Annotated in this window: 23 protein-coding genes; 11 read left to right on the top strand and 12 right to left on the bottom strand. The window is 59.8% G+C overall.

From position 1 onward, the window contains the following. Window positions 1-70: 70 nt before the first annotated feature. The 5 genes from AAGF34_RS23620 to AAGF34_RS23600 all read left to right on the top strand — a co-directional run bounded on the left by AAGF34_RS23620 (window position 71) and on the right by AAGF34_RS23600 (window position 5,215). On the top strand, window positions 71-946 hold the full coding sequence (locus tag AAGF34_RS23620) for a branched-chain amino acid ABC transporter permease (protein WP_342618151.1): 876 nt from the start codon (window positions 71-73) through the stop codon (window positions 944-946). A gap of 2 nt (window positions 947-948) precedes the next feature. After that, on the top strand, window positions 949-2,877 hold the full coding sequence (locus tag AAGF34_RS23615) for a branched-chain amino acid ABC transporter ATP-binding protein/permease (protein ID WP_342618150.1): 1,929 nt from the start codon (window positions 949-951) through the stop codon (window positions 2,875-2,877). 15 nt (window positions 2,878-2,892) lie between these two features. Continuing rightward, window positions 2,893-3,615 carry an ABC transporter ATP-binding protein gene (locus AAGF34_RS23610; RefSeq protein ID WP_342618149.1) on the top strand — a complete coding sequence of 241 codons (723 nt, stop codon included), beginning with the start codon at window positions 2,893-2,895 and terminating at the stop codon, window positions 3,613-3,615. Between the two features lie 166 nt (window positions 3,616-3,781). Continuing rightward, on the top strand, window positions 3,782-3,994 hold the full coding sequence (locus tag AAGF34_RS23605; RefSeq protein ID WP_342618148.1) for a hypothetical protein: 213 nt from the start codon (window positions 3,782-3,784) through the stop codon (window positions 3,992-3,994). A 9-nt stretch (window positions 3,995-4,003) separates the two neighbouring features. Beyond that, entirely contained in the window at window positions 4,004-5,215 is a 1,212-nt protein-coding gene (locus AAGF34_RS23600) for a 6-phosphofructokinase (protein WP_342618147.1), read from the top strand. Window positions 5,216-5,227: 12 nt separating this feature from the next. Here AAGF34_RS23600 and mutL read toward each other — a convergent pair whose 3' ends face one another. Continuing rightward, the gene (gene mutL, locus AAGF34_RS23595; RefSeq protein ID WP_342618146.1) at window positions 5,228-7,219 is read right to left on the bottom strand and encodes a DNA mismatch repair endonuclease MutL; all 1,992 of its coding nucleotides are present in this window, start codon (window positions 7,217-7,219) and stop codon (window positions 5,228-5,230) included. A gap of 67 nt (window positions 7,220-7,286) precedes the next feature. On the opposite strand from mutL, the gene AAGF34_RS23590 reads away from it, so the two are divergent. Beyond that, entirely contained in the window at window positions 7,287-7,931 is a 645-nt protein-coding gene (locus AAGF34_RS23590; protein WP_342618145.1) for a VTT domain-containing protein, read from the top strand. Further along, entirely contained in the window at window positions 7,901-9,124 is a 1,224-nt protein-coding gene (locus AAGF34_RS23585) for an MFS transporter (RefSeq protein ID WP_342618144.1), read from the top strand. The genes AAGF34_RS23590 and AAGF34_RS23585 overlap by 31 nt, the downstream gene beginning before the upstream one ends. Before the next feature lie 25 nt (window positions 9,125-9,149). Here AAGF34_RS23585 and AAGF34_RS23580 read toward each other — a convergent pair whose 3' ends face one another. Next, the gene (locus tag AAGF34_RS23580; RefSeq protein ID WP_342618143.1) at window positions 9,150-9,641 is read right to left on the bottom strand and encodes a MarR family winged helix-turn-helix transcriptional regulator; all 492 of its coding nucleotides are present in this window, start codon (window positions 9,639-9,641) and stop codon (window positions 9,150-9,152) included. A 52-nt stretch (window positions 9,642-9,693) separates the two neighbouring features. Between AAGF34_RS23580 and AAGF34_RS23575 the strand changes: the two genes are divergently transcribed. After that, window positions 9,694-10,968 carry an MFS transporter gene (locus AAGF34_RS23575; protein WP_342618142.1) on the top strand — a complete coding sequence of 425 codons (1,275 nt, stop codon included), beginning with the start codon at window positions 9,694-9,696 and terminating at the stop codon, window positions 10,966-10,968. A gap of 18 nt (window positions 10,969-10,986) precedes the next feature. On the opposite strand, the gene AAGF34_RS23570 is transcribed toward AAGF34_RS23575, so the two are convergent. Continuing rightward, window positions 10,987-11,832: a D-hexose-6-phosphate mutarotase gene (locus AAGF34_RS23570; protein WP_342618141.1), complete on the bottom strand. Its 846-nt coding sequence runs from the start codon at window positions 11,830-11,832 to the stop codon at window positions 10,987-10,989. Then, complete coding sequence (locus AAGF34_RS23565) at window positions 11,829-12,440, bottom strand: DJ-1/PfpI family protein (RefSeq protein ID WP_342618140.1); 612 nt, start codon at window positions 12,438-12,440, stop codon at window positions 11,829-11,831. Before AAGF34_RS23565 ends, AAGF34_RS23570 begins: the two co-directional genes overlap by 4 nt. A gap of 110 nt (window positions 12,441-12,550) precedes the next feature. Here AAGF34_RS23565 and AAGF34_RS23560 point away from each other — a divergent pair, with 110 nt between their 5' ends. After that, window positions 12,551-12,916, top strand: a complete 366-nt coding sequence (locus tag AAGF34_RS23560; protein WP_342618139.1) for a DUF4406 domain-containing protein — start codon at window positions 12,551-12,553, stop codon at window positions 12,914-12,916. Here AAGF34_RS23560 and AAGF34_RS23555 read toward each other — a convergent pair. The 8 genes from AAGF34_RS23555 to AAGF34_RS23520 form a co-directional block, all read right to left on the bottom strand. Next, entirely contained in the window at window positions 12,913-16,275 is a 3,363-nt protein-coding gene (locus AAGF34_RS23555) for an EAL domain-containing protein (RefSeq protein WP_342618138.1), read from the bottom strand. The genes AAGF34_RS23560 and AAGF34_RS23555 overlap by 4 nt on opposite strands. Before the next feature lie 150 nt (window positions 16,276-16,425). Beyond that, complete coding sequence (locus AAGF34_RS23550) at window positions 16,426-17,058, bottom strand: response regulator transcription factor (protein WP_342618137.1); 633 nt, start codon at window positions 17,056-17,058, stop codon at window positions 16,426-16,428. Then, window positions 17,055-18,497 carry a response regulator gene (locus AAGF34_RS23545; RefSeq protein ID WP_342618136.1) on the bottom strand — a complete coding sequence of 481 codons (1,443 nt, stop codon included), beginning with the start codon at window positions 18,495-18,497 and terminating at the stop codon, window positions 17,055-17,057. The genes AAGF34_RS23550 and AAGF34_RS23545 overlap by 4 nt, the downstream gene beginning before the upstream one ends. A 66-nt stretch (window positions 18,498-18,563) precedes the next feature. Further along, entirely contained in the window at window positions 18,564-19,034 is a 471-nt protein-coding gene (locus AAGF34_RS23540) for a hydrogenase maturation protease (RefSeq protein WP_342618135.1), read from the bottom strand. Further along, a complete protein-coding gene (locus AAGF34_RS23535) occupies window positions 19,031-20,548 on the bottom strand; it encodes a Ni/Fe hydrogenase subunit alpha (RefSeq protein WP_342618134.1) in 1,518 nt (505 codons plus the stop codon). Before AAGF34_RS23535 ends, AAGF34_RS23540 begins: the two co-directional genes overlap by 4 nt. Window positions 20,549-20,559: 11 nt before the next feature. Then, entirely contained in the window at window positions 20,560-21,147 is a 588-nt protein-coding gene (locus AAGF34_RS23530; protein ID WP_342618133.1) for an NADP oxidoreductase, read from the bottom strand. Continuing rightward, window positions 21,144-21,872, bottom strand: a complete 729-nt coding sequence (locus AAGF34_RS23525) for a 2Fe-2S iron-sulfur cluster-binding protein (RefSeq protein ID WP_342618132.1) — start codon at window positions 21,870-21,872, stop codon at window positions 21,144-21,146. Before AAGF34_RS23525 ends, AAGF34_RS23530 begins: the two co-directional genes overlap by 4 nt. Then, window positions 21,869-23,659: an NAD(P)H-dependent oxidoreductase subunit E gene (locus AAGF34_RS23520; protein ID WP_342618131.1), complete on the bottom strand. Its 1,791-nt coding sequence runs from the start codon at window positions 23,657-23,659 to the stop codon at window positions 21,869-21,871. Before AAGF34_RS23520 ends, AAGF34_RS23525 begins: the two co-directional genes overlap by 4 nt. A 25-nt stretch (window positions 23,660-23,684) precedes the next feature. Here AAGF34_RS23520 and AAGF34_RS23515 point away from each other — a divergent pair, with 25 nt between their 5' ends. Together AAGF34_RS23515 and AAGF34_RS23510 are read left to right on the top strand one after the other, a co-directional pair. After that, entirely contained in the window at window positions 23,685-23,885 is a 201-nt protein-coding gene (locus AAGF34_RS23515) for a hypothetical protein (protein ID WP_342618130.1), read from the top strand. 338 nt (window positions 23,886-24,223) lie between these two features. Next, entirely contained in the window at window positions 24,224-24,853 is a 630-nt protein-coding gene (locus AAGF34_RS23510; RefSeq protein WP_342618129.1) for a hypothetical protein, read from the top strand. Window positions 24,854-24,946: the final 93 nt, after the last annotated feature.

The following is a 24,946-nucleotide window of genomic DNA, read 5'->3' as shown; positions in this document are numbered from 1 at the left end:
AAGGCTGGCGCGGTGCCTTTTTTCAGCCGGAGCGCAGTTCATTCACTGATTTTTTGCAAGAGACCCACTTATGGAAATCCTGTTACAACTTGTCTATAGCGGTATTGCGCTGGGCATGATTTACGCGGTCATTGCCTTTGGCTACCAACTGACCTTCCAGACCTCCGACACCCTGAACTTCGGTCAGGGTGATGCGCTCATGCTGGGTGCCATGGTGGGGCTGACACTGGTCAACAAGGGTATGAACTACTGGGCCATGCTGCCGGTGGTGATTGTGTTTGGTCTGGTACAAGGTGCGGTGGTAGAGCGCATCGGTGTGGCTCCCGCCATCAAGATCAAGAGCGAGTTCGGCTGGATCATGTCCACCATCGCGCTGGGCATCATCTTCAAGAACGTGGCTGAGAACATCTGGGGGCGTGACGACCTGAAGTTCCCTTCGCCCCTGCCGGAATCTCCCATGAAGTTCCTGGGCGCCAACGTGCTGCCCATGGAGGTGCTGGTGGTGGTGGGTGCGGTGCTGATGATGCTGGCGGTGGAGTTCTTCAACCGCAAGACCATTTACGGCAAGGCCGTGGTTGCCACCTTCAATGACCGTGACGCGGCCAAGCTCATGGGTATCAATACCGGGCTGGTGATCACCTTCTCCTACGCGCTGTCGTCCGCCACAGCGGCATTTGCCGGCGCATTGATTGCGCCCCTCACATTGACCGGTGCCACCATGGGGGCGGTGCTCGGTCTCAAGGCGTTTGCGGTGGCCATCATCGGCGGCCTGACCAGCGGTATGGGCATCATCGTGGGTGGCATCATCCTGGGTGTGGCCGAGACCACCACCGGCTTCTACCTGTCCACCGGCTACAAGGACGTTCCCGGTCTGGTGCTGCTGCTCTTGGTACTGGCACTCAAACCTTCCGGCTTGTTCGGCAAAACCGCGATCAAGAAAGTCTGAACATGAACAGCAAGTCTCTAATTTCCGGCATCGTTGGTATTGCCGTCCTCGCGGCTGCGCCGCTCTACACCAGCAACCCGTATTACATCCACATGATCGGAACGATCATGATTTACGCCATCCTGCTGTTCGGTCTGGACATTGTGGTGGGGTACACAGGCCAGGTCTCTCTGGGACACGCAGGTCTGTTCGGTGTGGGCTCCTACACGGCTGGCGTGTTCTTCATGAAACTGGGTGCGCCGCTGTGGGTGATCATCCCGGCCAGCATAGGCGTGACGGCAGGCTTCGGAGCGCTGTTGGCCCTGCCGGCCTTGCGCGTAACTGGCCCTTACCTGGCCATGGTGACATTGGCCTTTGGCACCATCATCCAGATCCTGATCAATGAGATGGACTTCCTCACCGAAGGACCTCTGGGCATCAAGATCCCCAAGCCCAGCATTGCGGGAATGCAGCTCAATGAAAACGGTTTCTACTGGACCGTGCTGGCCTTGATGGTGATCTCGCTGGTGGTGGTGGACCGCATTCTCAAGTCCCAGTTGGGGCGCGCCTTCGAAGCCCTGCGTGGCAGCCCGGTCGCGTCGGACTGCATGGGCGTGTCGGTGTATCGCTACAAGGTGTATGCCTTTGTGATCAGTGCCGGCTTTGCCGGTCTGGCCGGCTGCCTGTATTCCTATTCCGAGCAATACATTTCGCCCAATACCTATAACTTTGAGTTGACGGTGCTGTTCCTGCTGGCGGTGATCATGGGCGGACGCAAGTCACGCGTGGGTTCGCTCCTGGGGGCGGCCATCATCGTGATATTGCCCAAGCTGCTGGATGATCTGGACTTGTTCCGTCAGGTGGCCTCTACGCTGGCCGTGCTGATGCTGGTGGGAGGAGCCATTGCCATTGCTCGCAAGATGACCACACCCAAGGCCATGGTACTGCCAGTGGTGGGCACGATGGCGCTGGCGGGCTTTTCCTTCTGGCTGCAGTCGATTACCGATTGGCGCCTGTCCATCTTCGGTTTGATGATCCTGTTCGTGGTGTATTACCTGCAGGACGGCATCGTCGGCTTTGTGCGTACCCTGTTTGTACGCAAGGGTCCGCGCGCCGGCCGTGCCGTGGTGCTGTCCGCTGGCGCCCACAAGGACGCCATCATGAACGCCTCGGCCACGGACGCTGGCAAGGACTTGCTGGTGGCCAAGGGCGTGCTGATGCAGTTTGGCGGTCTCAAGGCCATCAACCAGGTCGACATCTCGGTCAAGCGCGGCACCATCCACGGACTGATTGGCCCCAACGGCTCCGGCAAGAGCACGATGATGAACGTGCTGACCGGTATTTACGTGCCCACAGCCGGCGCCATCGAGTTCGCTGGCCGCTCCGTCGTCGGCCGCACATCCTCCGACATCGCTTTGTCAGGCATTGCACGTACCTTCCAGAACGTGCAGCTATTCGGTGAAATGACGGCGTTGCAAAACGTGCAGGTCGGCTTGCACCACACCTTCCGCAGCAACATCGTGGACGTTGCCCTGCACAGCCCGCGCTACAACCGGGAAGAAGCATCTTCCATTGAGCGTGGCTTGGGATTGATCGAGTTTGTCGGTCTGGCCGATCTGGCCAACGAGGAAGCGCGCAATCTGCCCTATGGCAAGCAGCGCCTGCTGGAAATTGCCCGCGCGCTGGCGTTGGACCCTCAATTGCTGCTGCTCGATGAGCCAGCTGCAGGCCTGACCGCGCCCGACATCAAGGAATTGATCGCCATCATCCGCAAGATCCGTGACCACGGCATCACCGTGATCCTGATCGAGCACCACATGGACGTGGTGATGGGCGTGTGCGACAACGTGTCGGTGCTGGACTTTGGCCAGAAGATTGCCGAGGGCAAGCCCGCTGAAGTGCAGGCCAATGAAAAAGTGATCGAGGCTTACCTCGGTGGCACCGCTGCATAAGAACAGGATTTCACCATGTTGAGTATCAAAAATCTGGCAGCCGGCTACGGCAAGGTGCAAGTGCTGCACGGCATCTCCATTGAAGTGCCCAAGGGCAAAGTGGTTACGCTGATTGGCTCCAACGGTGCGGGCAAGACCACCACCATGCGCGCGGTCTCCGGCATGATCAAGCCCACTGCGGGCGAAATCAGCCTGCATGGCAAGCGTGTGGATGGACTGGAGTCCTACACCATTGCCAAGCTGGGGCTGGCCCATTCGCCTGAAGGTCGGCGCGTATTCGCCACCATGAGCGTGACCGACAACCTGATCCTGGGCGCTTTCCCGCGCCTGACCGGAAGCCGCCCCAAAGGGGATGTGCAAGGGGATCTGGAAAAGGCCATGGAGCTGTTTCCCCGCCTGAAAGAGCGTCGCAACCAGTTGGCCGGCACGCTGTCCGGTGGTGAGCAGCAGATGCTGGCCATGGCCCGCGCCGTCATGCTCAACCCCGAGATCGTGCTGCTGGACGAACCCTCCATGGGCCTGGCGCCGATTCTGGTGGAGGAGGTGTTTCGCATCATCGAGGACCTGAAATCCCGTGGCGTAACCATGTTGCTGGTGGAGCAGTTCGCTGCTGCGGCGCTCAAGGTGGCGGACTATGGCTATGTGCTGGAAAACGGCCGTATTTCGGTGCATGGCGAAGCTGCCAAGCTGCGCGACGACCCGGCCGTGAAGGCGGCCTACCTGGGCGGCGGGCACTGATGCTCCCGATGGGGAATGGGTAGGGAAGGGTTTGCTGGAAATCGCTTGAAAAACCGCTGTCAGTCGTTAAACTGCAATTTCTTTCAAATTTTGCGGTCCTTGTGGGCCTGCAGGGTTGAAGGCAAAGGTGGCTCCAAGCCAAATCAAAAATACCCAGTGAATCCACGTGAGTTCCCGCAAGTCCCCCCCACCTGCCTCCGAAGCAGCCCCGGCCAAGGTTGGCCGGGTCCCCGAAAAATCCAAAGCCATGGATCTGGGGCTTGTCGAGCGTAGACGCACTGTCAGACCATTGCCAGTGCCCGATGCGGTGGAGAGCAATGGCGATACCGATTGGGCGACCTTTCAGGCGCTCAGCACCGATCAGCCCGACAAAACCTAACGTACCCCTATGTCCTCTGGAAAAATCCTGGTAGCCCAAGGCGGTGGTCCCACTGCAGTCATCAACCAGTCGCTTGTGGGGGTTGCCTTGGAAGCCAGACGCTTCCAGCAAGTGGCGCACATCTACGGCGCCATGCATGGCGTACGTGGCATCATCAACGAGGACTTTCTGGACCTGACCCAGGAGACCAGCCACAACCTGGAGCTGGTGGCCAACACGCCTTCGAGTGCGCTGGGCTCCACCCGCGACAAGCCCGATGTGCCGTATTGCAAAGAGATCTTCAAGGTGCTGCGGGCGCACCAAATCGGTCACTTCTTCTACATCGGTGGCAACGACTCCAGCGACACCGTGCGCATCGTCAGCGAAGAGGCGCGCAAGGCCGGCTACCCGCTGCGCGCCATCCATATTCCCAAGACCATTGACAACGACCTCGTGGGCAACGACCACACGCCCGGCTTCCCATCCGCCGCACGCTTTGTGGCGCAGGCCTTTGCCGGGGCTAACCTGGACAATGCCGCGCTCCCCGGTGTGTATGTGGGCGTTGTGATGGGGCGCCATGCCGGATTTCTGACAGCCGCATCCGCACTGGGAAAGAAATTCCCTGACGACGGTCCGCATCTGATCTATCTGCCGGAGCGCACTTTTGTGCTGGAACAGTTCCTGGCCGACGTGAAGGCAACCTACGAGCGCTACGGCCGCTGTGTCATTGCAGTTTCCGAAGGCATTCACGACGCCAGCGGTGCGCCCATTGCTACCTTGCTGGCTAAGGATTTGGAGCACGATGCCCATGGCAATGTGCAGTTGTCCGGCAATGGGGCGCTGGCAGATCTGCTGTGCGAGGAGATCAAGAGCAAGCTCAAGATCAAGCGGGTACGTGGTGATACCTTCGGTTACCTGCAGCGTTCCTTCATCGGCTGCGTGTCCGATGTGGACCAGCGCGAGGCGCGCGAGGTCGGCGAAAAGGCCGTGCAGTTTGCCATGTGGGGTGGCAAGGATGGCTCTGTTTCCATCAAGCGCACCGGCTTCTATTCCGTGGACTATGAGCTGCTGCCGCTGGACGCAGTGGCAGGCAAGACCCGCACCATGGAAGACGAGTTCATCGATTCCTCCGGTACCGGGGTGACGGACGCATTCAGGCTCTACCTGCGCCCTTTGCTGGGTTCGGGTATGCCGGATGCCTTCCGGCTGCGCAACAACCGCGTGCCCAAGGTACTTTCCTGATAGGGAAGGGGCCTAGCGGCCGCGCAGGAACAGCGCATCCAGATCGCGCAGGCTGATCTGGCGCCAGGTTGGGCGGCCGTGGTTGCACTGGTCGCTGCGCTCCGTGGCTTCCATGTCGCGTAGCAGGCCGTTCATTTCTTCAATCGTCAGCTTGCGGTTGGCCCTGACGGCACCATGGCAGGCCATGGTGGCCAGCAACTCGTTTTGGGCACGTTGAATGACCGTGCTGGCGTCGTGCTGGCTGAGTTCTGCCAATACGCTACGTGCCAGCTCCACGGCATCTCCTTGCGCCAGCGCGCTGGGCACGGCGCGTACGGCCAGTGTCTTGGGAGAGAACGGAGAAATTTCCAGACCCAGTGTGTGCAGCGTATCGGCATGCGCTTCTGCCGTTGCCACCTCGGTCGGTGTGGCGGCAAAGGTCACGGGAATCAGCAGCGGCTGGCTGGACAGACCTTGCAGCAAGCCGTCCGCTGTGCTGGCCGAGCCCAACTGGTTCTTGAGCCGCTCATAGACGATGCGCTCATGGGCCGCATGCATATCCACCACGATCAGGCCTTGTGCATTCTCGGCCAGGATATAGACGCCTTGCAGCTGTGCCAGGGCACGTCCCAAAGGCCAGTCTTCGCTGGAAGGCGCGGGGGCAGATGCAGCACCCGTTGCAGGCGTGGAAGGTGCGAGGGTGGGCGCGGGGCTCTTGGACCACAGGGCGCCCAACTCGCTGACGCGGTGCCCGCCCTGGGGTTGTGTGCCAAAGGACATGCTGGGCTGTGCCGAGTACATCGGCGTGCTGCTCGCCCGGTTCGGCTCCGGGGCAAATGCCGTCGAACCCAAAGCAGATGGAGTCCACGTAGGAGCAGGCGCTGCTTGCGCGCTTGCGTCTGCTGCGCCTTGCGCCGCTGCTTGCGCGCGCGGTACGGCCAGAGTGTCTTCCACCGCGTGGCGAACAGCCTGATGCACTTCGCGACTGTCTCTGAAACGCACCTCGATCTTGGTGGGGTGTACGTTCACATCCACCCGGGTCGGGTCCATGGCCAGGTAGAGCGCATAGATGGGTTGGCGGTTGCCGTGCAGCACATCCTCATACGCACTGCGCGCTGCATGGGTGATGACCTTGTCGCGCACAAAGCGGCCATTGACGTAGGCAAACTGCTGGTCTGCGCGCGAGCGGGCCGCATCGGGGATGCCGGCACGGCCCCAGACACGCAACGCAGGTTGTGCGTCGGGACGTGGCAGTTGCGACGGGTTGCGGCTGACCCATTGGATGCGGATGCTTTGCGCTACAAAGTCGGCACCCAGCACGTCGTGCAGACGCTGGTCCAGCGCGTCCAATGCTTCGCCCGTGTCGACAACTAGACCGGTGCCCGCATCGAATGCCGCACAGCGGCGCCATTGCTCAATCAGCTTGCCCTCGTGCCAGATGGCAAAGCCCACGTCGGGGCGCGCCAGGGCATGGCGGCGCACGGATTCGATGCAGTGCGCCAGCTCGGTTGCGTCGGTCTTGAGGAACTTGCGTCGTGCGGGAGTGCTGTAAAACAGCTCCTTTACTTCCACGGTAGTGCCGGTGCTGCGTGCCACTGGCCGCAATTCACCGGTGCGTCCATCCAGCAGGAACGCTTCTGACGTACCCGCAACCCGGGAAAGAATGGCGCAGTCTGCAATCGCATTGATGGCCGCCAACGCTTCACCGCGAAAGCCCATGGTTGCTACCGATTCCAGCTCCAGCAGGCTGCCGATCTTGCTGGTGGCATGGCGCCTGAAGGCAATGGGCAATTCCTCGCGCACGATGCCCATGCCATCGTCCTCGACGCTGATCAGGCGCACGCCGCCAGCCAGCAGGCGCACGGTGATTTGCGTGGCGCCGGCGTCCAATGCGTTGTCCACCAATTCGCGCACGACGGAAGCGGGGCGCTCCACCACTTCACCGGCGGCAATCTGGCTGATGAGTTCGTCGGGCAGCTCGCGGATGGGGCGACGGGGGGAGGGGGATGAGAGGACGGCGTTCACCCAGCCATTTTAGGGCGATGGCCGGGTGTCACAGGAGCGGCAAACAAGCCAGAGATAATCGAAGGTTATGGACATTCTTCCCCAACTCCTTGATTTCATTCTGCATGTCGACAAGCATCTGGAGCTTTTTATCCAAAACTACGGCTTGTGGGTGTATGCGTTGCTGTTCCTGATTATTTTTGTGGAGACCGGGGTGGTGGTCATGCCCTTCCTGCCGGGCGATTCGCTGCTGTTCGTGGTGGGTGCCATGTGCGGTGCGGGGCTGATGCACTACGGCTACTCGGTGGCCTTGCTGCTGGCCGCGGCCATTCTGGGCAACCAGTCCAACTACACCATTGGCCGTTTCATTGGACCCAAGGTTTTTCATTGGGAAGATTCGCGCTTCTTCAACAAGAAGGCCTTCAACCAGGCGCATGCGTTCTATGAAAAGTACGGTGGCATCACACTCGTTGCGGCGCGTTTCATGCCTTTCCTGCGCACCTTTGCGCCTTTTGTGGCCGGCGTGGCGCAGATGACCCGTTCACGTTTCATGGTGTTTGATGTTCTGGGCGGCACCTTGTGGGTGGTGGGCATCATCAGTGTGGGTTACTTCTTCGGCAACATTCCCTGGGTCAAACTGCATCTGGACAAAATCATCTGGGCCATGATCCTGATCCCGGGTCTGGTCATCCTGGCAGGCGCATGGAAATCACGGCGCAAGACGGCGGCATGACAGTAGACCGCTCGCTGATGTGGCGCCTGGGTGTGGACATGCCGCAGCACCGCAGGGTGTTTGCATGTTTCTTCCTGTATTCGTTCTGCATGGGCGGTTTCTTTCCGCGACTTGCCGAAATCCAGCACGCCATGGGCGTAGGGGAAGGCCCTTTCGGATTGGCACTGATTGGCGTTGCCGCCGGAACCCTGATTTCGCTTACCTTTGGTGCCAACGTGATCGAACGGCTGGGGCACAGGCGCACCCTGCTCTGGCTACTGCCGTGCCTGCCCATCTTCTACGTACTGGCCTCGCTGGCGACTTCGCCGCTGATCATGTTTTGCTGCCTGTTTCCTGCCGGGCTGTTGATTGGCTCGGTGGAAGTGGTGGTGAATCTGGAGGCCGATCGCGCCGAGCACCAGAGCGGGCGTCGCCTGATGAATCGCTCGCATGCGTTCTGGAGCATTGGTTTTTTCACTGCAGCGGCTCTGGGCGCCCTGATGGCCTATCTGGGCGTGACTCCGCTGCAGCATCTCAGCGGTGTGGTGGTGCTGGCACTGCTGGGTACCGCCTTGTTGCTGGGCAAGTTTGAAGCGGCGCCTTTGCGCGAAGCCGATCACAACCATGCGCAGGCTGAGCCACAGCGTTTTGCCTTGCCAACCGCTGCCATTCTGGTATTGGTGGTGGTCACTCTGCCTGCCATGGTGCTGGAAGGCGCCGGTTTTGACTGGTCTGCCATCTACATGCGAAACGTGTTTGGCACCAACGCATTCTGGGGAGGGGTGGCGGTGGCCACCGGTGCCGCCGCGCAGGCCCTCACGCGCTATTTCGCCGACGGCTTTGTGGAGCGCCACAGTCCGGTCACGGTGGCGCGCATTCTGGTCAGCGTATTGGCAGTGGGCGATGTGCTGGTGTTCGTGTCACCGGTGCCCTGGCTATCCTTGCTGGGCTTTGCCTTGCTGGGTGTGGGCAGCAGTGCCATCTTCCCCCTGGCCATGTCAGCTGCGGCACAGCGCACCGATCGGCCTTCCACGGTGAACGTGGCCTCGCTGGCGCAAACTGCGTTCGTGATCTTTCTACTTGCGCCGCCACTTCTGGGCTATGTGGCGCAGAGCTTTGGCATCCGCTGGTCCTTTGGCATTGCGCTGCCTTTGGTGGTGGCGAGTCTGTGGCTGAGCCGCGCCATGGGGGCTTCGGGCGTGCGACGCTCCTGATAATGGCCGTGCCTAAGGCACGCCCTCAAGCAGCCTCAGCCGATTCTGTTTCCGGTTCCTCATTCATGCGTTCCAGGCACTCGTCAATGACGGCGTGCAGACGGCTCACCAGATCCTCACCCACCCGCTCATTGAAGGCCAGTTGAGCGCGTTTCCACTCCCGTTGGGACAGTGCACGCTTTTCACGGCCCTGTGCCGTGATGCTGACCAAGCGGCTGCGTCCGTCTTCACCGGGGCCGACCGATACCCATCCTTGTGCCACCAGCGGTTGCAAATTGCGGGTTAGAGTGGATGCGTCCATTTCCATGGCATGGGCCAGGTCACCCGGGCGAATCGGCCCCAGCGTCTGGGTCTGGGACAGCAGCGAATACTGCGTGGTCTTCAGCCCGGCGTGGGCAACGATGGCATCAAAGTGCTGGCTCACCCGGCGCGAAAGTTGACGCAGCTTCTTGGCGCTGCAGCCGCTGGGGGCGGTATGCGGGCTGCTTGCCTTCACAGAACTTGACTTGGTTTTCATGGCATTTGATTGTATCTACAATATTTGCATATGCAACTGTAATGGAATGCCGATGATTGCCCAATTCACCACTTCTATGCTTCAGCGCCGTGGCGTCCACTACGCCTGGGTGATTGCCATCGTCACCTTTCTGGCGATGCTCACCACCTCGGCTGCGCTAGGACTTCCCGGCGCCATGCTGCAACCGTTGAGTCGTGAGTTCGGCTGGACCACTGACCAGCTTTCATCGGTTTTTGCGGTGCGCTTTGCACTGTTTGGCCTGTTGGGGCCGTTTTCTGCCATCTTCATTGCGCGGTTCGGCCTGCGCCGCATCATGGTGGTGGCCGCCTGCTGTATTGCCGTGGCAATGGCCTTGGCCACTGGCGTGACGCAGCTGTGGCAACTGTTTTTGCTATGGGGTGTGGTGCTGGGTTGCGGTACCGGCCTCACGGCGCTGGTTCTGGGAGCCATGGTGGCCAACCGGTGGTTCACCACCAATCGCGGGCTGGTTGTCGGTCTGTTTGCGGCCAGCACCGCCACTGGCCAGCTGCTGTTTCTCCCGGCGGCGGCCTGGATTATCGAGCACATGGGCTGGCGATACGCGGTGCTGCCCGTGGTCATTGCGTGCGGTGTAGTGGGTGTGCTGGCTACGCTCTTCATGCGTGACCATCCGCAAGAGATAGGCCTGCGCCCCTTTGGTGAACCCGAAGGCAAGCCCCATGAAGCGGCTCCAGCGCCTCTGCCCATGAACTTTTTGGGGCCGTTCACGATTCTGGCGGAAGTGGCAAGCAACAAGGTCTTCTGGATTCTGGCCGCCAGCTTCTTCATCTGCGGCCTGAGTACCAACGGTTTGCTGCAGACCCATTTTATTTCGCTGTGTGGCGACAACGGCCTGAGTGCAGTTCCAGCCGCATCGGTACTGGCCATGATGGGTGCCTTTGACCTGGTGGGAACCACGCTGTCGGGCTATCTGTCGGACCGCTTTGACAACCGCAAGCTGCTGTTCTGGTACTACGGTTTGCGCGGCCTGTCGTTGTTCTGGCTGCCGTTTTCGACCTTCACGCTGTATGGACTCTCGCTGTTTGCCATGTTTTACGGACTGGACTGGATTGCCACGGTGCCGCCCACGGTCAAGCTGGCGGCGCAAACCTTTGGCAAGGAGCGGGCGGGTCCGGTATTCGGCTGGGTGTTTGCTGCGCACCAACTGGGCGCGGCCACTGCGGCCTACGGTGCCGGTCTGACCCGCACGCTGCTGCTGACCTATAACCCCGCATTGTTCGCCGCAGGCGCAGCCTGTTTGCTGGCCGCCGTGCTGGTGATGCGCATACGACGGGCAGTGCCCATCTAGTCCTTTGGTTGTGCGGCGTTAGCGGGCCGCGCGAATGCGTTGAGTACCGGTCCACACCTGGGCCGCACCCAGCGCCACGGGGCGCCCGATCTGGGCAGCTTCCACGCACAGAAAGTGCTGGTAGCCATCTGCAGGGAGGTCCGGGGGAGGGGGGGCCTTGCTGCCAGGGTTCCATACCACCACATCGCAAAAGCCCGATTGCTGCAAGTCCATTCGCCCTGAAGCGGACTGCAGCTGCAACTGATTGGGCGCGTCATAGTAAATACGGTCTATGGCTTCCAGGGGTTTCAACGCCACATGGCGCTTCATCACCATGGGTTGCGCCTCGGTGGTATCTTCAAAATCGGATCCGTCCAGACCCGTGAGGTTGACACTCTGAATGGAGCCCACCGCTAGGTAGGTATGTAGCGCCGCCTGGAAGCTGAAGGTTTCGCTTCCGTCATTGCGAACCGTCAGCGTCATGGCCAGGCTGTCGTCCTGCAACGCAATATGGAGTTCGCAGCCAAAGGCATAGGGCCAAAGGGACTTGATGACCTTGTTGCCAGGCAGCGAAAGTGTGGCACTGACTTGGTTGTCCAGTGGCTGCGTCTCAAGCAGATTCCAGGGGCTGGTGCGGGCGAAGCCATGGCGCGGCAGCACGCCGCGCGTGTTGAACTGCGGGAACACCACCGGCACGCCGCCCCGAATGGCCTGGCCTGGCTCGAAGCGTGTGTTGGGACTGAGATAAAGCTGCTCCACGCCCGTGGGACTGGTCCACGATACGACGTGGGCACCATGGAGTGTGACTGTGGCAGTTGCGCCGTTGCTGGCGCAGATGCGTACTGCGGGCAGGCCATGAAAGAGGCAGTGTTCGAGACGGTTCATGGGGCTGTTACAGGCAGGTAGGGGGTGATGTTTGCCATGGCGCGGTCCACATAAAGCTCTTTTTCGCCGACCGGTGCCACATAGTGCATGGCTGATTTCGCTGCGTCCAGATCTTCCAGGCGGGCAATCACCCAGGCGGCCAGATACTGGGATGACAGGCATCCGCCCGCGGTCGCCACGTTGCCGGCTGCATAAAACGGCTGGTTCAGCACGTCCACGCCGGCCTCCTGCACCCAGGGTTTGGTGAGCAGATCGGTGCAGGCAGGAATCTTGTTCAATAATCCGAGCTTGGCCAGCATCAGGGTGCCGGAGCACTGCGCGCCTATAAGCTGCCTGGCAGGGTCCAGCTTGAGCTGCGCCATGATGTGCGCGTCGTTGGCGATGTCACGGGTCTTCATGCCGCTGCCGAACAAAACGGCATCTGCATCACTTGCCTGTGCCAGGCTGGACTGCGCGTGCAGAGTGACACCATTCATGGAGGTGACCGTCTCGGTGGGGCAGGACAGGCTGACCCGCCAGTCCGGTTTTTTCACCCGGTTCAAAATGCCCAGGGCAATCAACGAGTCAAGCTCGTTGAATCCGTCAAAAGTGAGTATGGCGATATGCATGCCGCCACTGTAACCGGCACGGAAGAAATTTTTTTAACCTAGACTCGGCCGGTTCAGAATCTGCGGTCGGTTCGATCTTCAAGAAAGCGGGGTTGGCGGTGGCGAAACGTATGTTGATATTGATTTCCGGTCCTTACCTGACGGGCACGGATGGCGACCCGGCCAAGGTGGCGAAGAATCTGGCCGCCATGGAGCAGATGGCCCTCCCGATCTTTGAGCGGGGTCACCTCGCATTGGTAGGTGAGTGGCTGGCCTGGCCCGTCATCCGCGCTGCGGGTGGCCTTAGTCATAACGATGCCGTATTCAAGACCTACCAGTACCCGGTTGCGCACCGACTGTTGGGCCGATGTGATGCGGTCTATCGCATCCCGGGTGCCTCCAATGGTGCAGACATTGAGGTGGCCAAGGCCAGGGAGATGGGTTTGCCTGTCTACACCAGTCTGGACGAAGTGCCCTACGTTTCCGAAGGCGACTAGGCCCCTATGTTCTCTGGCGCGCGGTAGCTTGCAAGCCACGCCTGGAAGGTCTCTGAGGGCATCGGCCTGGCGATGAAATAGCCTTGTGCGATGTCGCATCCTAGGGCAGAGAGCATGTTCCAGTGCTCCTGCGTCTCCACACCTTCGGCCACGGTCCTGTGGCCCAGGTCATGTACCAGATCGATGGTGGATCGCACGATCATGGCCGAATCGCGGTTGTTTCGCATGGCGGCTACGAAGGACTGGTCGATCTTGATGTAGTCCACCGGTAATTTTTGCAAGTAGCTGAGTGACGAGTATCCCGTTCCGAAATCGTCCACATAGAGTGGCACGCCTTCGTCGCGCAGGGCGTGCAACACCCGCAGGGCGTATTCGGCATCGTCCATCACGGTGCTCTCGGTGATTTCGGCTTCCAGCAGTCCGCGAGCCACACCGCGCTCGGATTGCCAGAGGCGGAACTTGTCGAACAGCTGTTCGTCACGGAAATTGCGGGCGGAGAGGTTGACGGCAATGGGCAGGGCGCAATCTTGTGTCTGCCAGGCCTGCAAGAGGTCGAGCGTGGTGATGACTAGCCACTCGGTCAGTGGTTTGATCAACCCGGTCTTTTCCGCCAAGCCAATGAAGACACCCGGCGCCACCAGGCCGAGCCGAGGATGCTGCCAACGTACCAGGGCCTCGGCACCGCACACCTTTCCACTGGAAAATTCCACCTTGGGTTGCAGGTAGAGTCGCATCTGGCCACTTTCGATGGCGCGTCGAAGCTCGCCGGCCATGCTCAGCCGTTCGATCTGGTCCTGTTGCTGGCCCGGGTCAAACACGCAGCGGCTCACACCCCTGGATCTGGCCTGGAACAGTGCCTTGCCCATGCCGCGCATCAGATCCTGGGCGGTAGAGCCATGGTCAGGGTACAGCGCGATGCCAGCCTTGGCCGTCACATCCAGCTCAATGTCAGCGATGGCAAATGGGGTCGACAGGCTGGCCTCCAGGGTCTCGGCCAGTGCCAAGGCCGCCGCCGCATCGCAGGCTGCGGTCAGGACGGCGAACTCGTCGCCACGCAGGCGCGCAACGATGGCCGTCTCTGGTACGCTGTCGCGTAGGCGCCGGCCAAAGTCCCGCAGCACCTGATCGCCGTGGTTGAAGCCCAACACTTCATTGATTTCACCCAGGCGTTCAATATTGAATTGCAGGATTGCCACGGGTTCCTTGGCAGAAGCGACGCGGCCCACGGCTGTTTCCACTGCTTCGGTGAATTCAATAGCGTTGGGAAGGCCGGTAAGCGTGTCGTGTCGCAACATGTGATGCATTGCGGCCTGCACACGGGCCTGCCCATCGCGGGCGCGCAGGGTGGCGATGCCAAAAGCCAGGTCGTCAGCCAGCTCGGTCAGCAACGTGATTTCGTCGTCGTCAAAAGTGTCGGGCTCCGGGTCGTAAATGGTCAGCGCGCCTATGACGTCTCCGTCCACCCGCAAGGGGCAGGACAGTCCCGACTTCAACCCTTCGAGCCGCGTGGCCCAGGGCGCGTGATTCAGGTCCGACTGCATGTTGCGTACCTTTTTCACCACGCCTTCGCGTATCGCGGCAGAGGTCACGCTGTTGCCCAGCGTGCTGCTGTGCGGGCTGAGGCCGAAGGTCTGCAGCATCTCCATGCCGCCGGGGTAGCCGCATTCCGCGATCGGTCGCAAAGCGGCCTGCGGATCGCTGCCCTTGAACCAGACCACGGCCATACCGTAGCCACCCGAAGTGACTACGGCGCGACACATGTTCTGCAACAGATCTTCTTCGTTGTAGGCACGCAGCATGGTGCGGTTGCCACTGCTGAGCGTGCGCAGTGCGCGGCTGACGTGCTCCAGATCCCGGACTCTTTGTGCCAGCTCGCCATTGAGCGATTGAATGCGGTTCTCGAAGAGTTTGCGCTCGGTGACATCGGTGCCCAGCACGTAATAGCCTGTCACCTCGCCATTGTCATCCTGTCTGGGGATGTAACGAATGGTTTGCCAGGAGTTGGTCGTTGGTTGCCAGTCGTAACTTTGGGGCTGTCCTTCCAGAACCTTGTCGACCAACGGGCCGGCGACTGCATAGCGCGCTTCGCCAAGAATCTCCCGCACCGTGCAACCGGAAAGGTCATCGCGCTCGGGCGCAAAGTGTTCCCGGTATTGGTTGTTGACATAGACGTAGCGGCGCTCGGTATTCACATAGGCGATGAGGACCGGCACTGCCCGCATGATGCTGCGCAAATGGGTCTCGCTCTCGTGCAGCCGCGCGGTGCGGTCACGCACATGCGAAGCGAGAAGGGCGTTTTGATCCCGGATGATTTTTTCTGCCATGTGCTCGGCTGTCACGTCCCGAAAGATCAGGACAACGCCACGTATGGCGCCGTCGGTTCCCTTGATGGGGGCGGCGCTATCGGCAATGGGATGCTCGGAGCCATCGCGTGCAATCAAGGCCGTATGGTTCGCAAGGAGCTGTGGTTCCCCCGTGGTCAGCACCTTGGCGATAGGCACTTCAGCCGGTGCTCGCGTGCCCTCGTGAATGATGTGGAACACTTGCTCCACAGGGCGCCCCATCGCCAGTTCCATTGACCATCCGGTGAGTTGCTCGGCCACCGGATTCATGCGTGTGATGTTTCCACGGACGTCGGTTGTCATCACGCCATCGCCAATGGACTGCAGCGTGGTTGATAGGTTGTCCTCGCTGTCCGCCAACGCGCGTTGGCTGGCTTCCGTTTCGTGCAGTTGCCGGCGTATTAGCAGATAGGTGGCCAGCAGCAGAGCTGCCAGTGCAACTGCCACCAAGGCACCGGCGCGCACTTGGGTCTGGCGTGCATGGTCATGTGCCGCTATGCGTTCAGCCAATCGTGCCCGTTCCTCTGCATCCATTTCCTTGAGCAGCTCATAGGTGCGCGCGCGCGTGGCACGCAGCGGTGCCGTGGCAACATAGGCACTGGCAGCCGCTTGACCTTGGGTCTTGCGCAGCTCCTCAATCCGTTTGGAGAATGCCAGACGCTGGTCCAGCAGCCGGCGCAGCTCAGTCCAGTGTTGCAGCAGCTGGGCATTGTCACCAATGGATTGGCGTACGCGTTCCAGCGCACGTTCACGTGCCGCTGACGCTTCATCACGTTCTACAAGGCTTTGCGGGTCGCCGGTCAAGCGAAAGCTCTGTGTGGTTAGCTCGGCCTGCAACGTAAAGGCCCTTATGTTGGTCAGGTCGTTGATGATTTCATGGGTGTGGGTCACCAGGCGGGCCGCCACTGTGGCGTCATCTGCCACTTTCCAGGTCGAAGCCGCCAGTACTGCAACCACCACCATGGCCGTACCGAATGCGGTCACCACCTTGGTTTCGAAGCGGTTTGAGAGGGTCACGGTCTTTCCTTGCATATGCGTTGCCTCAGCAGTACCTGAAGCATGGAATGCATCATGCGTTCAAGCAGGAAAGACTGCTATCGGAAAGGTCGTTATTGCGGGCGGAATATTCCGCCGTGTATCGGAATTTTCCGAATGCCGAGGCCAGACTCAATCCCTCAGGCCATGTTCGACCGCATACAGCACAAGGTCAGCCAGGCTGCTCACCTCTAGTTTTTCCAAGATGCGCGTCTTGTGGGAACTGACAGTTTTGTTGCTGACGCACAGGGCAGAGGCAATTTCGTTGTTGCTCTGGCCCTTGACCAGCAGACGCAAGACCTCCAGTTCCCGGTCCGAAAGTCCCTCATGCGCGGCCTTTTGCTCGGAACGCGCGGAATCGAACACCATTTGCTGGGCCATTTCGGGTGCCACAAACCGGCCACCCTGGGCCACCTTGCGGATGGCCGCAATCAGTATTTCGGGTTCGCTTCCTTTGGTGACATAGCCGCGTGCGCCGGCCTTGAGCGCTCTGGAGACGGCCTGCACCGTGTTGTGCATGCTCAGCACAATGATGGGTTTGTCCGGGAAATGCGCGTGGATGCGTGCTATCAGATCTGGCCCGCTCAGTCCGGGCATGTTCAGGTCGGTCAGCAAGACGTCAAACTCCAGCGACCTGAGCATCTGCTGCAGCTCGGCGCCGTCCACGGCTTCACCGACCACTTCGATTCCTTGCGCCAACGCCAGTATCTGTTTGACACCGTTGCGCACAATGGCATGGTCTTCCGCAATGACAACCTTGATCATGGTGCTGTCTCCTGTGCTTGCAGGCCGGTGGGAATGCTCAGATAAATTTGTGTGCCCATGCCCACCTCGCTGGAGATTTTGAGAGACCCGTTCAATGAAATGGCACGCTCCTGCATGCCAAGAATGCCGAAGGTCTTCTTGCCGCTTCGGCTTTGCACATCGAAACCGCTGCCATCATCGCTGATTGCCATGGAGACCAGCCCTTCTTTGCACTGGAGCAGGACATCGACGCGCTTGGCCTTTGCGTATTTGGTGATGTTGGTCAGCGATTCCTGAAAGATGCGGTAGACCACCATGGAGCGGGCTTCGTCCAGAACCAGATCCCGGTCCTTGATGATGAGAAAGCAGGGCACCTTGGTTTGGCGCACAAACTCATCGCGCAACCATTCGATGGAGGGCACCAGGCCCATGTCCATGGCCGTGGGGCGCAGATGTGTCGCAATGCTGCGTACTTCGTTGATGGCTCGGTCCGTCATGGATGTCATGCTTTCGATCTTGGTGTCCAGATCGGCAAACCGGTTTCCAAATTGCATGCGCACCAGGGACAGTTCCATGCGCAGTCCGGTGAGCACTTGGCCGAACTCGTCATGCACTTCCCGCGCAATCGACTTGCGTTCGTCTTCGCGGGCCATTTCAATTTTGACGGCATAGTCGCGTAGCGTCTGGCGCGACTCCTCAATGTCAGCGAGCATGCGCTTGCGGTCTGTGTTGTCCTGCACGACGATCACAAACAAGCCGCCATTGACGGTTTTCAGGTGTCCGAACGTCACATCTGCAGTGAATGCAACCCCATCACCGCGCCTGCAATTCAGCTCCACAATGCCCAAGGGGACTTCGGGCGCGTCTACCGTGTCGCTGGGTGTATAGGCTTGTACATGGTGCGAACCTTGCGGGATGAACTCTTGCAAGGGCTTGCCCTGCATCGCGGCGCGCGGCAGATTAAACAGCTGCATGGCAAGCGCATTGACCTGGACGATATGAAGGGACGGGTCCGCAATCAGGAAGGCAATAGGGGAGAACTCTATGACGTCCCTGAAATTGCCTTCAAGACTGCGCCGTTGGCGGTACATGGCAATGTGCACCTTGACCCGGGCAAGCAGCGCATGGGCCTTGATGGGTTTGGCGATGAAGTCCGCGCCGCCACCCGCGTAGGCCTGGATTTCCGCCTCAACGTCGTTTTCCGCCGTCAGGAAAATGACCGGTATGTGCCGCGTGAGTTCCGACGCCTTGAGCCGATTGCACACCTCAAAGCCATCCATGTCGGGCATGCGCACATCCAGCAGGATTAGATGCGGCGCATCCAGTGCCGTAATGGCCAGCGCGGTCTGGCCGTCTTCGGCGGTTTCGACCCGATAGCCTGCCTTCTCCAGAATGGCAACCGCCAGCCTGCGGATGATGGCGGAGTCGTCCACGACCAGGACAGTACTCTGACTTTGCATCTGCCTCCCGGTGTTCGCTAGAGTGGTGTACGACGCCATTCTGGCAGCTTTTGGAAGCCTTGTTGGCTATTTGAGCAGTGCCTGCGTCCAGTCCATTGCCCACTGCGCGGCAGCTTCCAGATGCTGCTCAGCGACCGCCGTCATGGGTTCACCCAGCTCGAAGGATGAAGCGCGTATGGCCAAGACCGTTGCGAGCGGCGGGGCCTGGCTCTGCACCGTCACAAAGACCTGCAACAGCGCCTCGGGTGAAAGGGCGTGGCTGCTGATGCTGCTGTCCTTGCGGGGCTGCGCCTGGCGCACTTCAAACGGCGCAACACAGTCCACGCTCGCGTCGATGAAAAGCACGTGCTTGCGGCCCACCAGATCCAGCGCGAATTCCACCTGCAGCTGGTAGTCTTCCAGGAACTCCACCCTGTGCATCAGGTGTGGTGGCAGCGCCTCACGCAAGGCTGTCAGGCAGCGCGGCCCCAGTGCATCGTCGCCGCGGCTCAGGTTACCCCAACCCAGCACCAACAGTTCAGGTGGGGCTGGATTCATGCCTGCAGGCCGACCGGGCTGCAGATATCGGTGCGATTCAGATGGCCGTCGCTGCCTTTTTGTACCCGGTCCAATACCTGGCCTTGAGGGCCCAGCAGTGTGACGTCCAGCGGCATCTGCCCCAGAGCATGGGTAGCGCAGGACAGGCAGGGGTCATAGGCGCGTATGGCCACCTCAATATGGTTGAGCAGTCCCTCGGTCAGCTCGTGGCCGCTCAGATAGTCGCGGGCGACCGCGCGCACCGCCTCGTTCATGGCCTGGTTGTTGTGCGTGGTGGAAACGATCAGGTTGCAGCGGGTGACGAGCTCATCGTCACCCACGTCGTAGTCGTGGATCAACGTGCCACGCGGAGCTTCAATCATGCCCACGCCGCTGCGCTGTCGCGTGCCGGTGGTCACCAGATCGCCGCTGAGCAGGGCAGGGTCCAGTAGCAGCTCGGCGATCACTTCCGCCGCGTGCAGCATCTCAATCATGCGTGCCCAGTGGTAGGCCAAGGTGGCATGCACCACATCGCCTTGCCCCCAGGCCACAAAGGCCTGCCGCTCGGCTTCAGCGCGCGGCGTGGGGATGAAGTCGCAGTTCTGCACACGCGCCAAGGGTCCGACACGGTACCAACCCTGCTCGCGGCCCAGGCTGCGCAAGTGCGGGAACTTCATGTAACTCCAGGAGCGCACTTCTTCCTCGATCAGCGAGAGGTAATTCTGGTCGCTCACACCGTCAAACAGGATAGCGCCCTTGTCGTCGCGTACACGCAGCACGCCGTCATACAGCTCCATGGCGCCATCGGCCCGCACCAGCGACATCATGTTGGAACGGAAGCTGGCAAAGTTGCTGTAGAGGTTGCGGTGGTTTGCATGCAGCTGTTTGGCAATGTCCACTGCGTCCTGTGCCCAGGCAAGCATCTGCGGCATATCGCGCAACAGGGCGTCTCGCTCTTCGACCGTCACCAGTTTGTTGATGCCACCTGGCACAGCGCCCGTGCCATGCACTCGCTTGCCGGACGTGATGCGAATGACCTCCTGCCCGAATTTGCGCAGCAGGATGCCTTTCTTGGCGACCTCCGGGTAGGCTTGGGCCACACCCACGATGTTGCGCTGGGCTACATCCGATTCAAAACCGAACAGCAGGTCGGGCGACGACAGATGAAAGAAGTGCAGGGCGTGGGATTGCAGCATCTGTCCGTAATGCATCAGGCGACGGACACGGTCGGCGCTGGCAGTCACCGGCACCGCACCCACGATGTGGTCAAAGGCCTTGGCTGCTGCCAGGTGGTGCGACACCGGGCAGATACCGCACAGCCGCTGCACCATGACCGGCACTTCCCAATAGGGGCGACCCTCTATGAACTTTTCGAATCCGCGGAACTCCACAATGTGCAACCGTGCCTGCTGCACCACGTTGTGCTCATCCAGCAGAAGCGTTACCTTGCCGTGGCCCTCTACCCTGGACACCGGGTCTATGGCCACGCGTCGCAGGCCTTGCGGGTTGGCGGCAGTTTCCATTGCAAAACTCATGGCGCTCATTCCTAGTCGTAATGGATCAAGCCGTGGCCCAGCGTGGGCGTGCGTCCGGCGATCAGGTCGTTCAGAAAACTCCAGATTGCGTCGCCGGAAGGCGGGCAGCCTGGCAGAAAGTAATCGATATGCACGACTTCGTGAATGGGGTGCACATGGTTGAGCGGTAGCGGCAGCTCGGGATCGTTGGGAATCTGGTTGCCCACGCTGCCCCCAGTTTGATTGCAATACACGTCACGCAGCATCTGGCCTACGTCGCGCTGGTTGCGCTGGGCCGGCAGGCCGCCATTGATGGCGCAAGCACCCATGGCTACCAGCACCTTGCAGTGCGCGCGGAATTCACGCAGCACTTCCACATTCTCTGCATTGCACAGACCGCCTTCGATCAAGCCGATATCGCAGCGCCCAATGTGCTTGATATCTGTGAGCGGGGAGCGGTCAAATTCCACCAGCTCCAGCAGCGGCAGAATGCGCTCGTCGATATCCAGCAGTGACATGTGGCAGCCAAAGCAGCCCGCCAGCGACACGGTGGCCAATTTCAGCTTGCGCGGCGCATGCAGTGGCTGTTGCGCTGCCGTGTCGTTCAATGCGGCGCTCATGTCTGGCCTCCTTCCACCTGCTCTGAAATGGGTTTGGCATCGAACCGGCGCTGCCCAATGGGCACCTGGAAGCCGCGACGTTTGTGCAGTATGACGCCGGTAGGGCAGATGTCGGCGGCACGGTCGGTTTCGGCAAATGTGCTGTCGCCTAATCTGCCGCTGCTGCTGTTGACCAGCAAATGTGTCTGGATGCCGTGGCCGCCAATGGCGAACACATTCTTGTGGTCTGCCTCGTGGCTGGCGCGCACGCACAGTCCGCACAGGATGCAGCGGTTCAGGTCCAGCATCATCTCCGGGTGGCTCGCATCTACAGGCCTGTCCGGGTAGAGCTCTTCAAAATGCGGCCCTTCCATTCCCATGGCGTAGGCGGTGGCTTGCAGGCTGCAATTGCCGCTTTTTTCGCACGAGGGGCAGAAGTGGTTGCCTTCCACAAACAGCATCTGCAGCATGGTCTTGCGCTGGCTGTTGAGTTCATCCGTGTTGCTTTCCACTTCCTGGCCCGATGCCGCCTGCACGGTGCAAGCCGCTCCCGTGCGGCCGTTGACCTTGACTGTGCAGATGCGGCAACTGCCGGTGGCTCCAAATTCCGGGTGCCAGCATAGGTGCGGGATGTAATGCCCTGTGCGCGTGGCCGCCTGCAAGATGGACTCGCCATGGCCAAATTCCACCTCCTCACCATCCAGCATGAAGGTGCCGGGTGTCAATGCATCAATGCGATTGCTCATGCCAGTGTCTCCAGGTGTGCACCAGGGTCGTCGCGACCTGTCGCCAGGCGCGCTTGCGAAAGCTCCGCGTCCATGTCGAAACCTGGTGCAAAGTGCAGCGATTGCAAACGCCGCTCATACGCGGGGCGGAACTTGCCAATGGTGTCTCGTAACGGGTTACAGGCAGCGGCCCCCAATCCGCAGTGGGTAGCGCCGTGCATGAGCTTGTCTAATTCATACAGTACCTGGATGTCTTCGGCCGAGCCGTAGCCGCGTGCCAGCTTGTCCATGCGCCGCACAACCAGTTCCGTGCCCACGCGGCAGGGCGTGCAGAAGCCGCAGCTTTCGTGTGCGAAGAATTGGGCAAAGTTGCGTGCCACTTCAAACATGTCGCGGCTGCGGTCAAAGACCATGAATGCGCCTGCGGTGGGCACGTCCTCAAAGCCGATGTGGCGGTTGAACTCCAATGCTGACAGGCACACTCCCGACGGACCACCAACTTGCACGGCCTGCGTGTCGCGCGCACCGCAGTCTTCCAGAATGCGGCCGATGCGCGTGCCCATCGGGTACTCATACAAGCCTGGGCGTTCACAGTCGCCGCTCACCGAATGGATTTTGGTGCCTGTGCTTTGCGGCGTTCCAATCTTGCTCCACCACTCACCGCCAAAGACGGCAATGTGCGTAACCGCACAAAACGTCTCCACATTGTTGACCGTAGTGGGTTGCCCCAGATAGCCCGCCTCGACAGGGAAGGGCGGGCGTATACGTGGCGTGCCACGCTTGCCCTCCAGCGATTCAATCAGCGCTGACTCCTCGCCGCACACATAGGCACCCGCACCCACATGAATCTCAATATCAAAATCAAATCCGTCAACGCCCTGAATAGCCGGCCCCAGCAAACCTTGTTCGCGCCTGCGCTGCAGAACCGATTGCAAGTACTCCAACATGTAGCGGTATTCGCCGCGCAAGTAGACAAGGCCCTTCGCCGCACCCACTACCAGCGCCGCAATGGTCATGCCTTCAAACACCGTATCCGCATAGCTCGACAGCAGCACGCGGTCCTTGAACGTTCCCGGCTCACCTTCATCAGCATTGCACACCACGTAGTGCGTCTGCCCTTTGGAATTGCGGCACAACTGCCACTTGGTAGCGGTGGAAAATCCCGCGCCGCCACGCCCGCGCAATTTGGACTTCTTGATGTCATCCAACATGCTTTGCGGGCCTTTGGCAATGGCCGCAGCGATGCCCGCCCCGAGTGCTGGTTGCTTTCCCAATTTGACATTAGTCAAGCGTATTTGGTCTTCCACACGAAACCACTCCGCAGGCCACTGCGCAAGCGGTACCTGCGCTTCAACCAATGCAGCCATGTCCTCTACGCGTTGCGGCGTCAGACGCGTCACAACTTGATGGTGGTTGATGATTGCGGCAGGCCCCTGGTCACACATCCCAGTACATGAAGTGGTTGCCACGCTTACACGCCCATCGCTGCGTACACTGCCTGGCGCAACGCCCAGCAATTTGCAGAGCTGCTGCATCAAAGTCCCACTACCCAACATGCGGTCGGTAATGTTGTCACTCAACAGAATGCGGTACTGTCCAACGGGTTGAATATGAAAAAAGCGGTAGAAACCGGCGACACCCTCCACATGGGCCAAGGGCAAATGCAGCCTATCAGCAACTGATTGAAGCAATCGACGCGAAAGCCAATGTGTGCGCTCCTGAATTTCACGCAAAACCTGCACCAGCATATGTGGCGCGTAGTCGTAGCGCGTTAAAAGCGCGTCCATTTCCTCAGCTGAATAGCGCATATCGTCGAACTCCCTGTCGTGCTGTATGAATGATCTGGTCGCCTGCATTTTTACCATAGCCCGCAGCGATTGGGAGCAACACGGTAGGCATGTCGGGCGAAACATTGCCTACCTCATATTTGATGCATTCATGCATCAGTTAGGTGATATTTACATATTTTTCTCGACGCTTGAGGTCGCGTATCAAGAAGTTTTTAACTATTTGAAGCTGAATGTCTCAGGGTGAACATTTCACACAACGCTGTCTCAAACACCTTCCTATTATCGCGCCCAAGTTTTCCCCAGAGGTGAAAAAAATGGGTTCTATCTCTCTCGTTGGCATGGTTCTGATATGGGTCGCAGTTTCGATTCCAGTCAGTTTTGTCGTCGGTCACTGCATCGCAAACGGCGCTCTCCCTGAGTAGCTTTCTTTGTTTGTAATTTTTTCTTTACGGAAATATGCGTCCGCTCCGGTGTTCGAAAGAATCCGCCCCAACCAGTGCTTCACCGGTCTATTGCGCCCATGCATTCAGCCTTTGGAACTTGCTGGTATTCGCCAAACATCAGACATGGAAAAGGTTCTTTATGACTAATACCGCATCTAAAGGTTTCAACAATTGGTTTGCCCGTATCGCAGTCCCGGCGGTCATCTGCTTCAGTGCTTCATTTGGCACCTGGGTTCATGCGCAGGCAATTACAGAGGCGCCAGCCGCCAAGGTTGGTAAAGCTGCGGAAAAGCCTCAAGTGGCGGTGCGTCTTGAGCAATTCAAGGTTCAGCGCAATGAAAAGGGTGAAGAACAATTTCAATCGGCTGATTTTGTGAAACCAGGCGATGTCATCGAATACCGTTTGACCTATCACAACAAAGGTCAGACCGCAGCCAAAGACCTCTCCATTAATTTGCCTGTGCCTGATGGTGCCGTGTACATGGCACGGTCCGCCTCTCCCCAGGGCGTGCAAGCTGCCACCAAAGACGGCAGGTTTGACGCAGAGCCGCTCAAGCGTGTTGTCGTGGCTGCGGACGGCAAGTCCAAGGTCGAGCCAGTTCCATATGGGGAATATCGCGCCATTCGCTGGAAAGTTGCCGAACTGCCAGCCGGCAAAGAGGCAACCGCCAAAGCCCGAATCCAGATCGAGTCACTCAAGTCGGCAGAAGAAATTTCAAAGGAGGCATTGCGTAATTCTGCCCTCGTTACTCCTTCACCCAAACAGTAAAGGAGAAATAGATCGAGTTACCGACCCTTCCCATCGTCTCGCAATACAAGCATCTCCCTCCAAGCGAGTTGCCCCCGGCATCGCACATTCTAA

Source organism: Rhodoferax sp. GW822-FHT02A01 (assembly GCF_038784515.1).
Taxonomy (GTDB): Bacteria; Pseudomonadota; Gammaproteobacteria; order Burkholderiales; family Burkholderiaceae_C; genus Allorhodoferax.
Note: the sequence above shows the minus strand (reverse complement) of the source record. Positions and strands in the feature narration are given on the sequence as shown.

Coding starts and splice junctions, on each gene's coding strand:
- AAGF34_RS23550 (WP_342618137.1), bottom strand. CDS start 17,058: ATGATCAAGGTTGTCATTGCGGAAGACCATGCCATTGTGCGCAACGGT.
- AAGF34_RS23580 (WP_342618143.1), bottom strand. CDS start 9,641: ATGAAAACCAAGTCAAGTTCTGTGAAGGCAAGCAGCCCGCATACCGCC.
- AAGF34_RS23610 (WP_342618149.1), top strand. CDS start 2,893: ATGTTGAGTATCAAAAATCTGGCAGCCGGCTACGGCAAGGTGCAAGTG.
- AAGF34_RS23585 (WP_342618144.1), top strand. CDS start 7,901: ATGGAAATCACGGCGCAAGACGGCGGCATGACAGTAGACCGCTCGCTG.
- AAGF34_RS23530 (WP_342618133.1), bottom strand. CDS start 21,147: ATGAGCGCCGCATTGAACGACACGGCAGCGCAACAGCCACTGCATGCG.
- AAGF34_RS23620 (WP_342618151.1), top strand. CDS start 71: ATGGAAATCCTGTTACAACTTGTCTATAGCGGTATTGCGCTGGGCATG.
- AAGF34_RS23600 (WP_342618147.1), top strand. CDS start 4,004: ATGTCCTCTGGAAAAATCCTGGTAGCCCAAGGCGGTGGTCCCACTGCA.
- AAGF34_RS23525 (WP_342618132.1), bottom strand. CDS start 21,872: ATGAGCAATCGCATTGATGCATTGACACCCGGCACCTTCATGCTGGAT.
- AAGF34_RS23570 (WP_342618141.1), bottom strand. CDS start 11,832: ATGAACCGTCTCGAACACTGCCTCTTTCATGGCCTGCCCGCAGTACGC.
- AAGF34_RS23615 (WP_342618150.1), top strand. CDS start 949: ATGAACAGCAAGTCTCTAATTTCCGGCATCGTTGGTATTGCCGTCCTC.
- AAGF34_RS23560 (WP_342618139.1), top strand. CDS start 12,551: ATGTTGATATTGATTTCCGGTCCTTACCTGACGGGCACGGATGGCGAC.
- AAGF34_RS23515 (WP_342618130.1), top strand. CDS start 23,685: ATGAATGATCTGGTCGCCTGCATTTTTACCATAGCCCGCAGCGATTGG.
- AAGF34_RS23520 (WP_342618131.1), bottom strand. CDS start 23,659: ATGCGCTATTCAGCTGAGGAAATGGACGCGCTTTTAACGCGCTACGAC.
- AAGF34_RS23535 (WP_342618134.1), bottom strand. CDS start 20,548: ATGAGTTTTGCAATGGAAACTGCCGCCAACCCGCAAGGCCTGCGACGC.
- AAGF34_RS23510 (WP_342618129.1), top strand. CDS start 24,224: ATGACTAATACCGCATCTAAAGGTTTCAACAATTGGTTTGCCCGTATC.
- AAGF34_RS23545 (WP_342618136.1), bottom strand. CDS start 18,497: ATGCAAAGTCAGAGTACTGTCCTGGTCGTGGACGACTCCGCCATCATC.
- AAGF34_RS23590 (WP_342618145.1), top strand. CDS start 7,287: ATGGACATTCTTCCCCAACTCCTTGATTTCATTCTGCATGTCGACAAG.
- AAGF34_RS23575 (WP_342618142.1), top strand. CDS start 9,694: ATGATTGCCCAATTCACCACTTCTATGCTTCAGCGCCGTGGCGTCCAC.
- AAGF34_RS23565 (WP_342618140.1), bottom strand. CDS start 12,440: ATGCATATCGCCATACTCACTTTTGACGGATTCAACGAGCTTGACTCG.
- AAGF34_RS23540 (WP_342618135.1), bottom strand. CDS start 19,034: ATGAATCCAGCCCCACCTGAACTGTTGGTGCTGGGTTGGGGTAACCTG.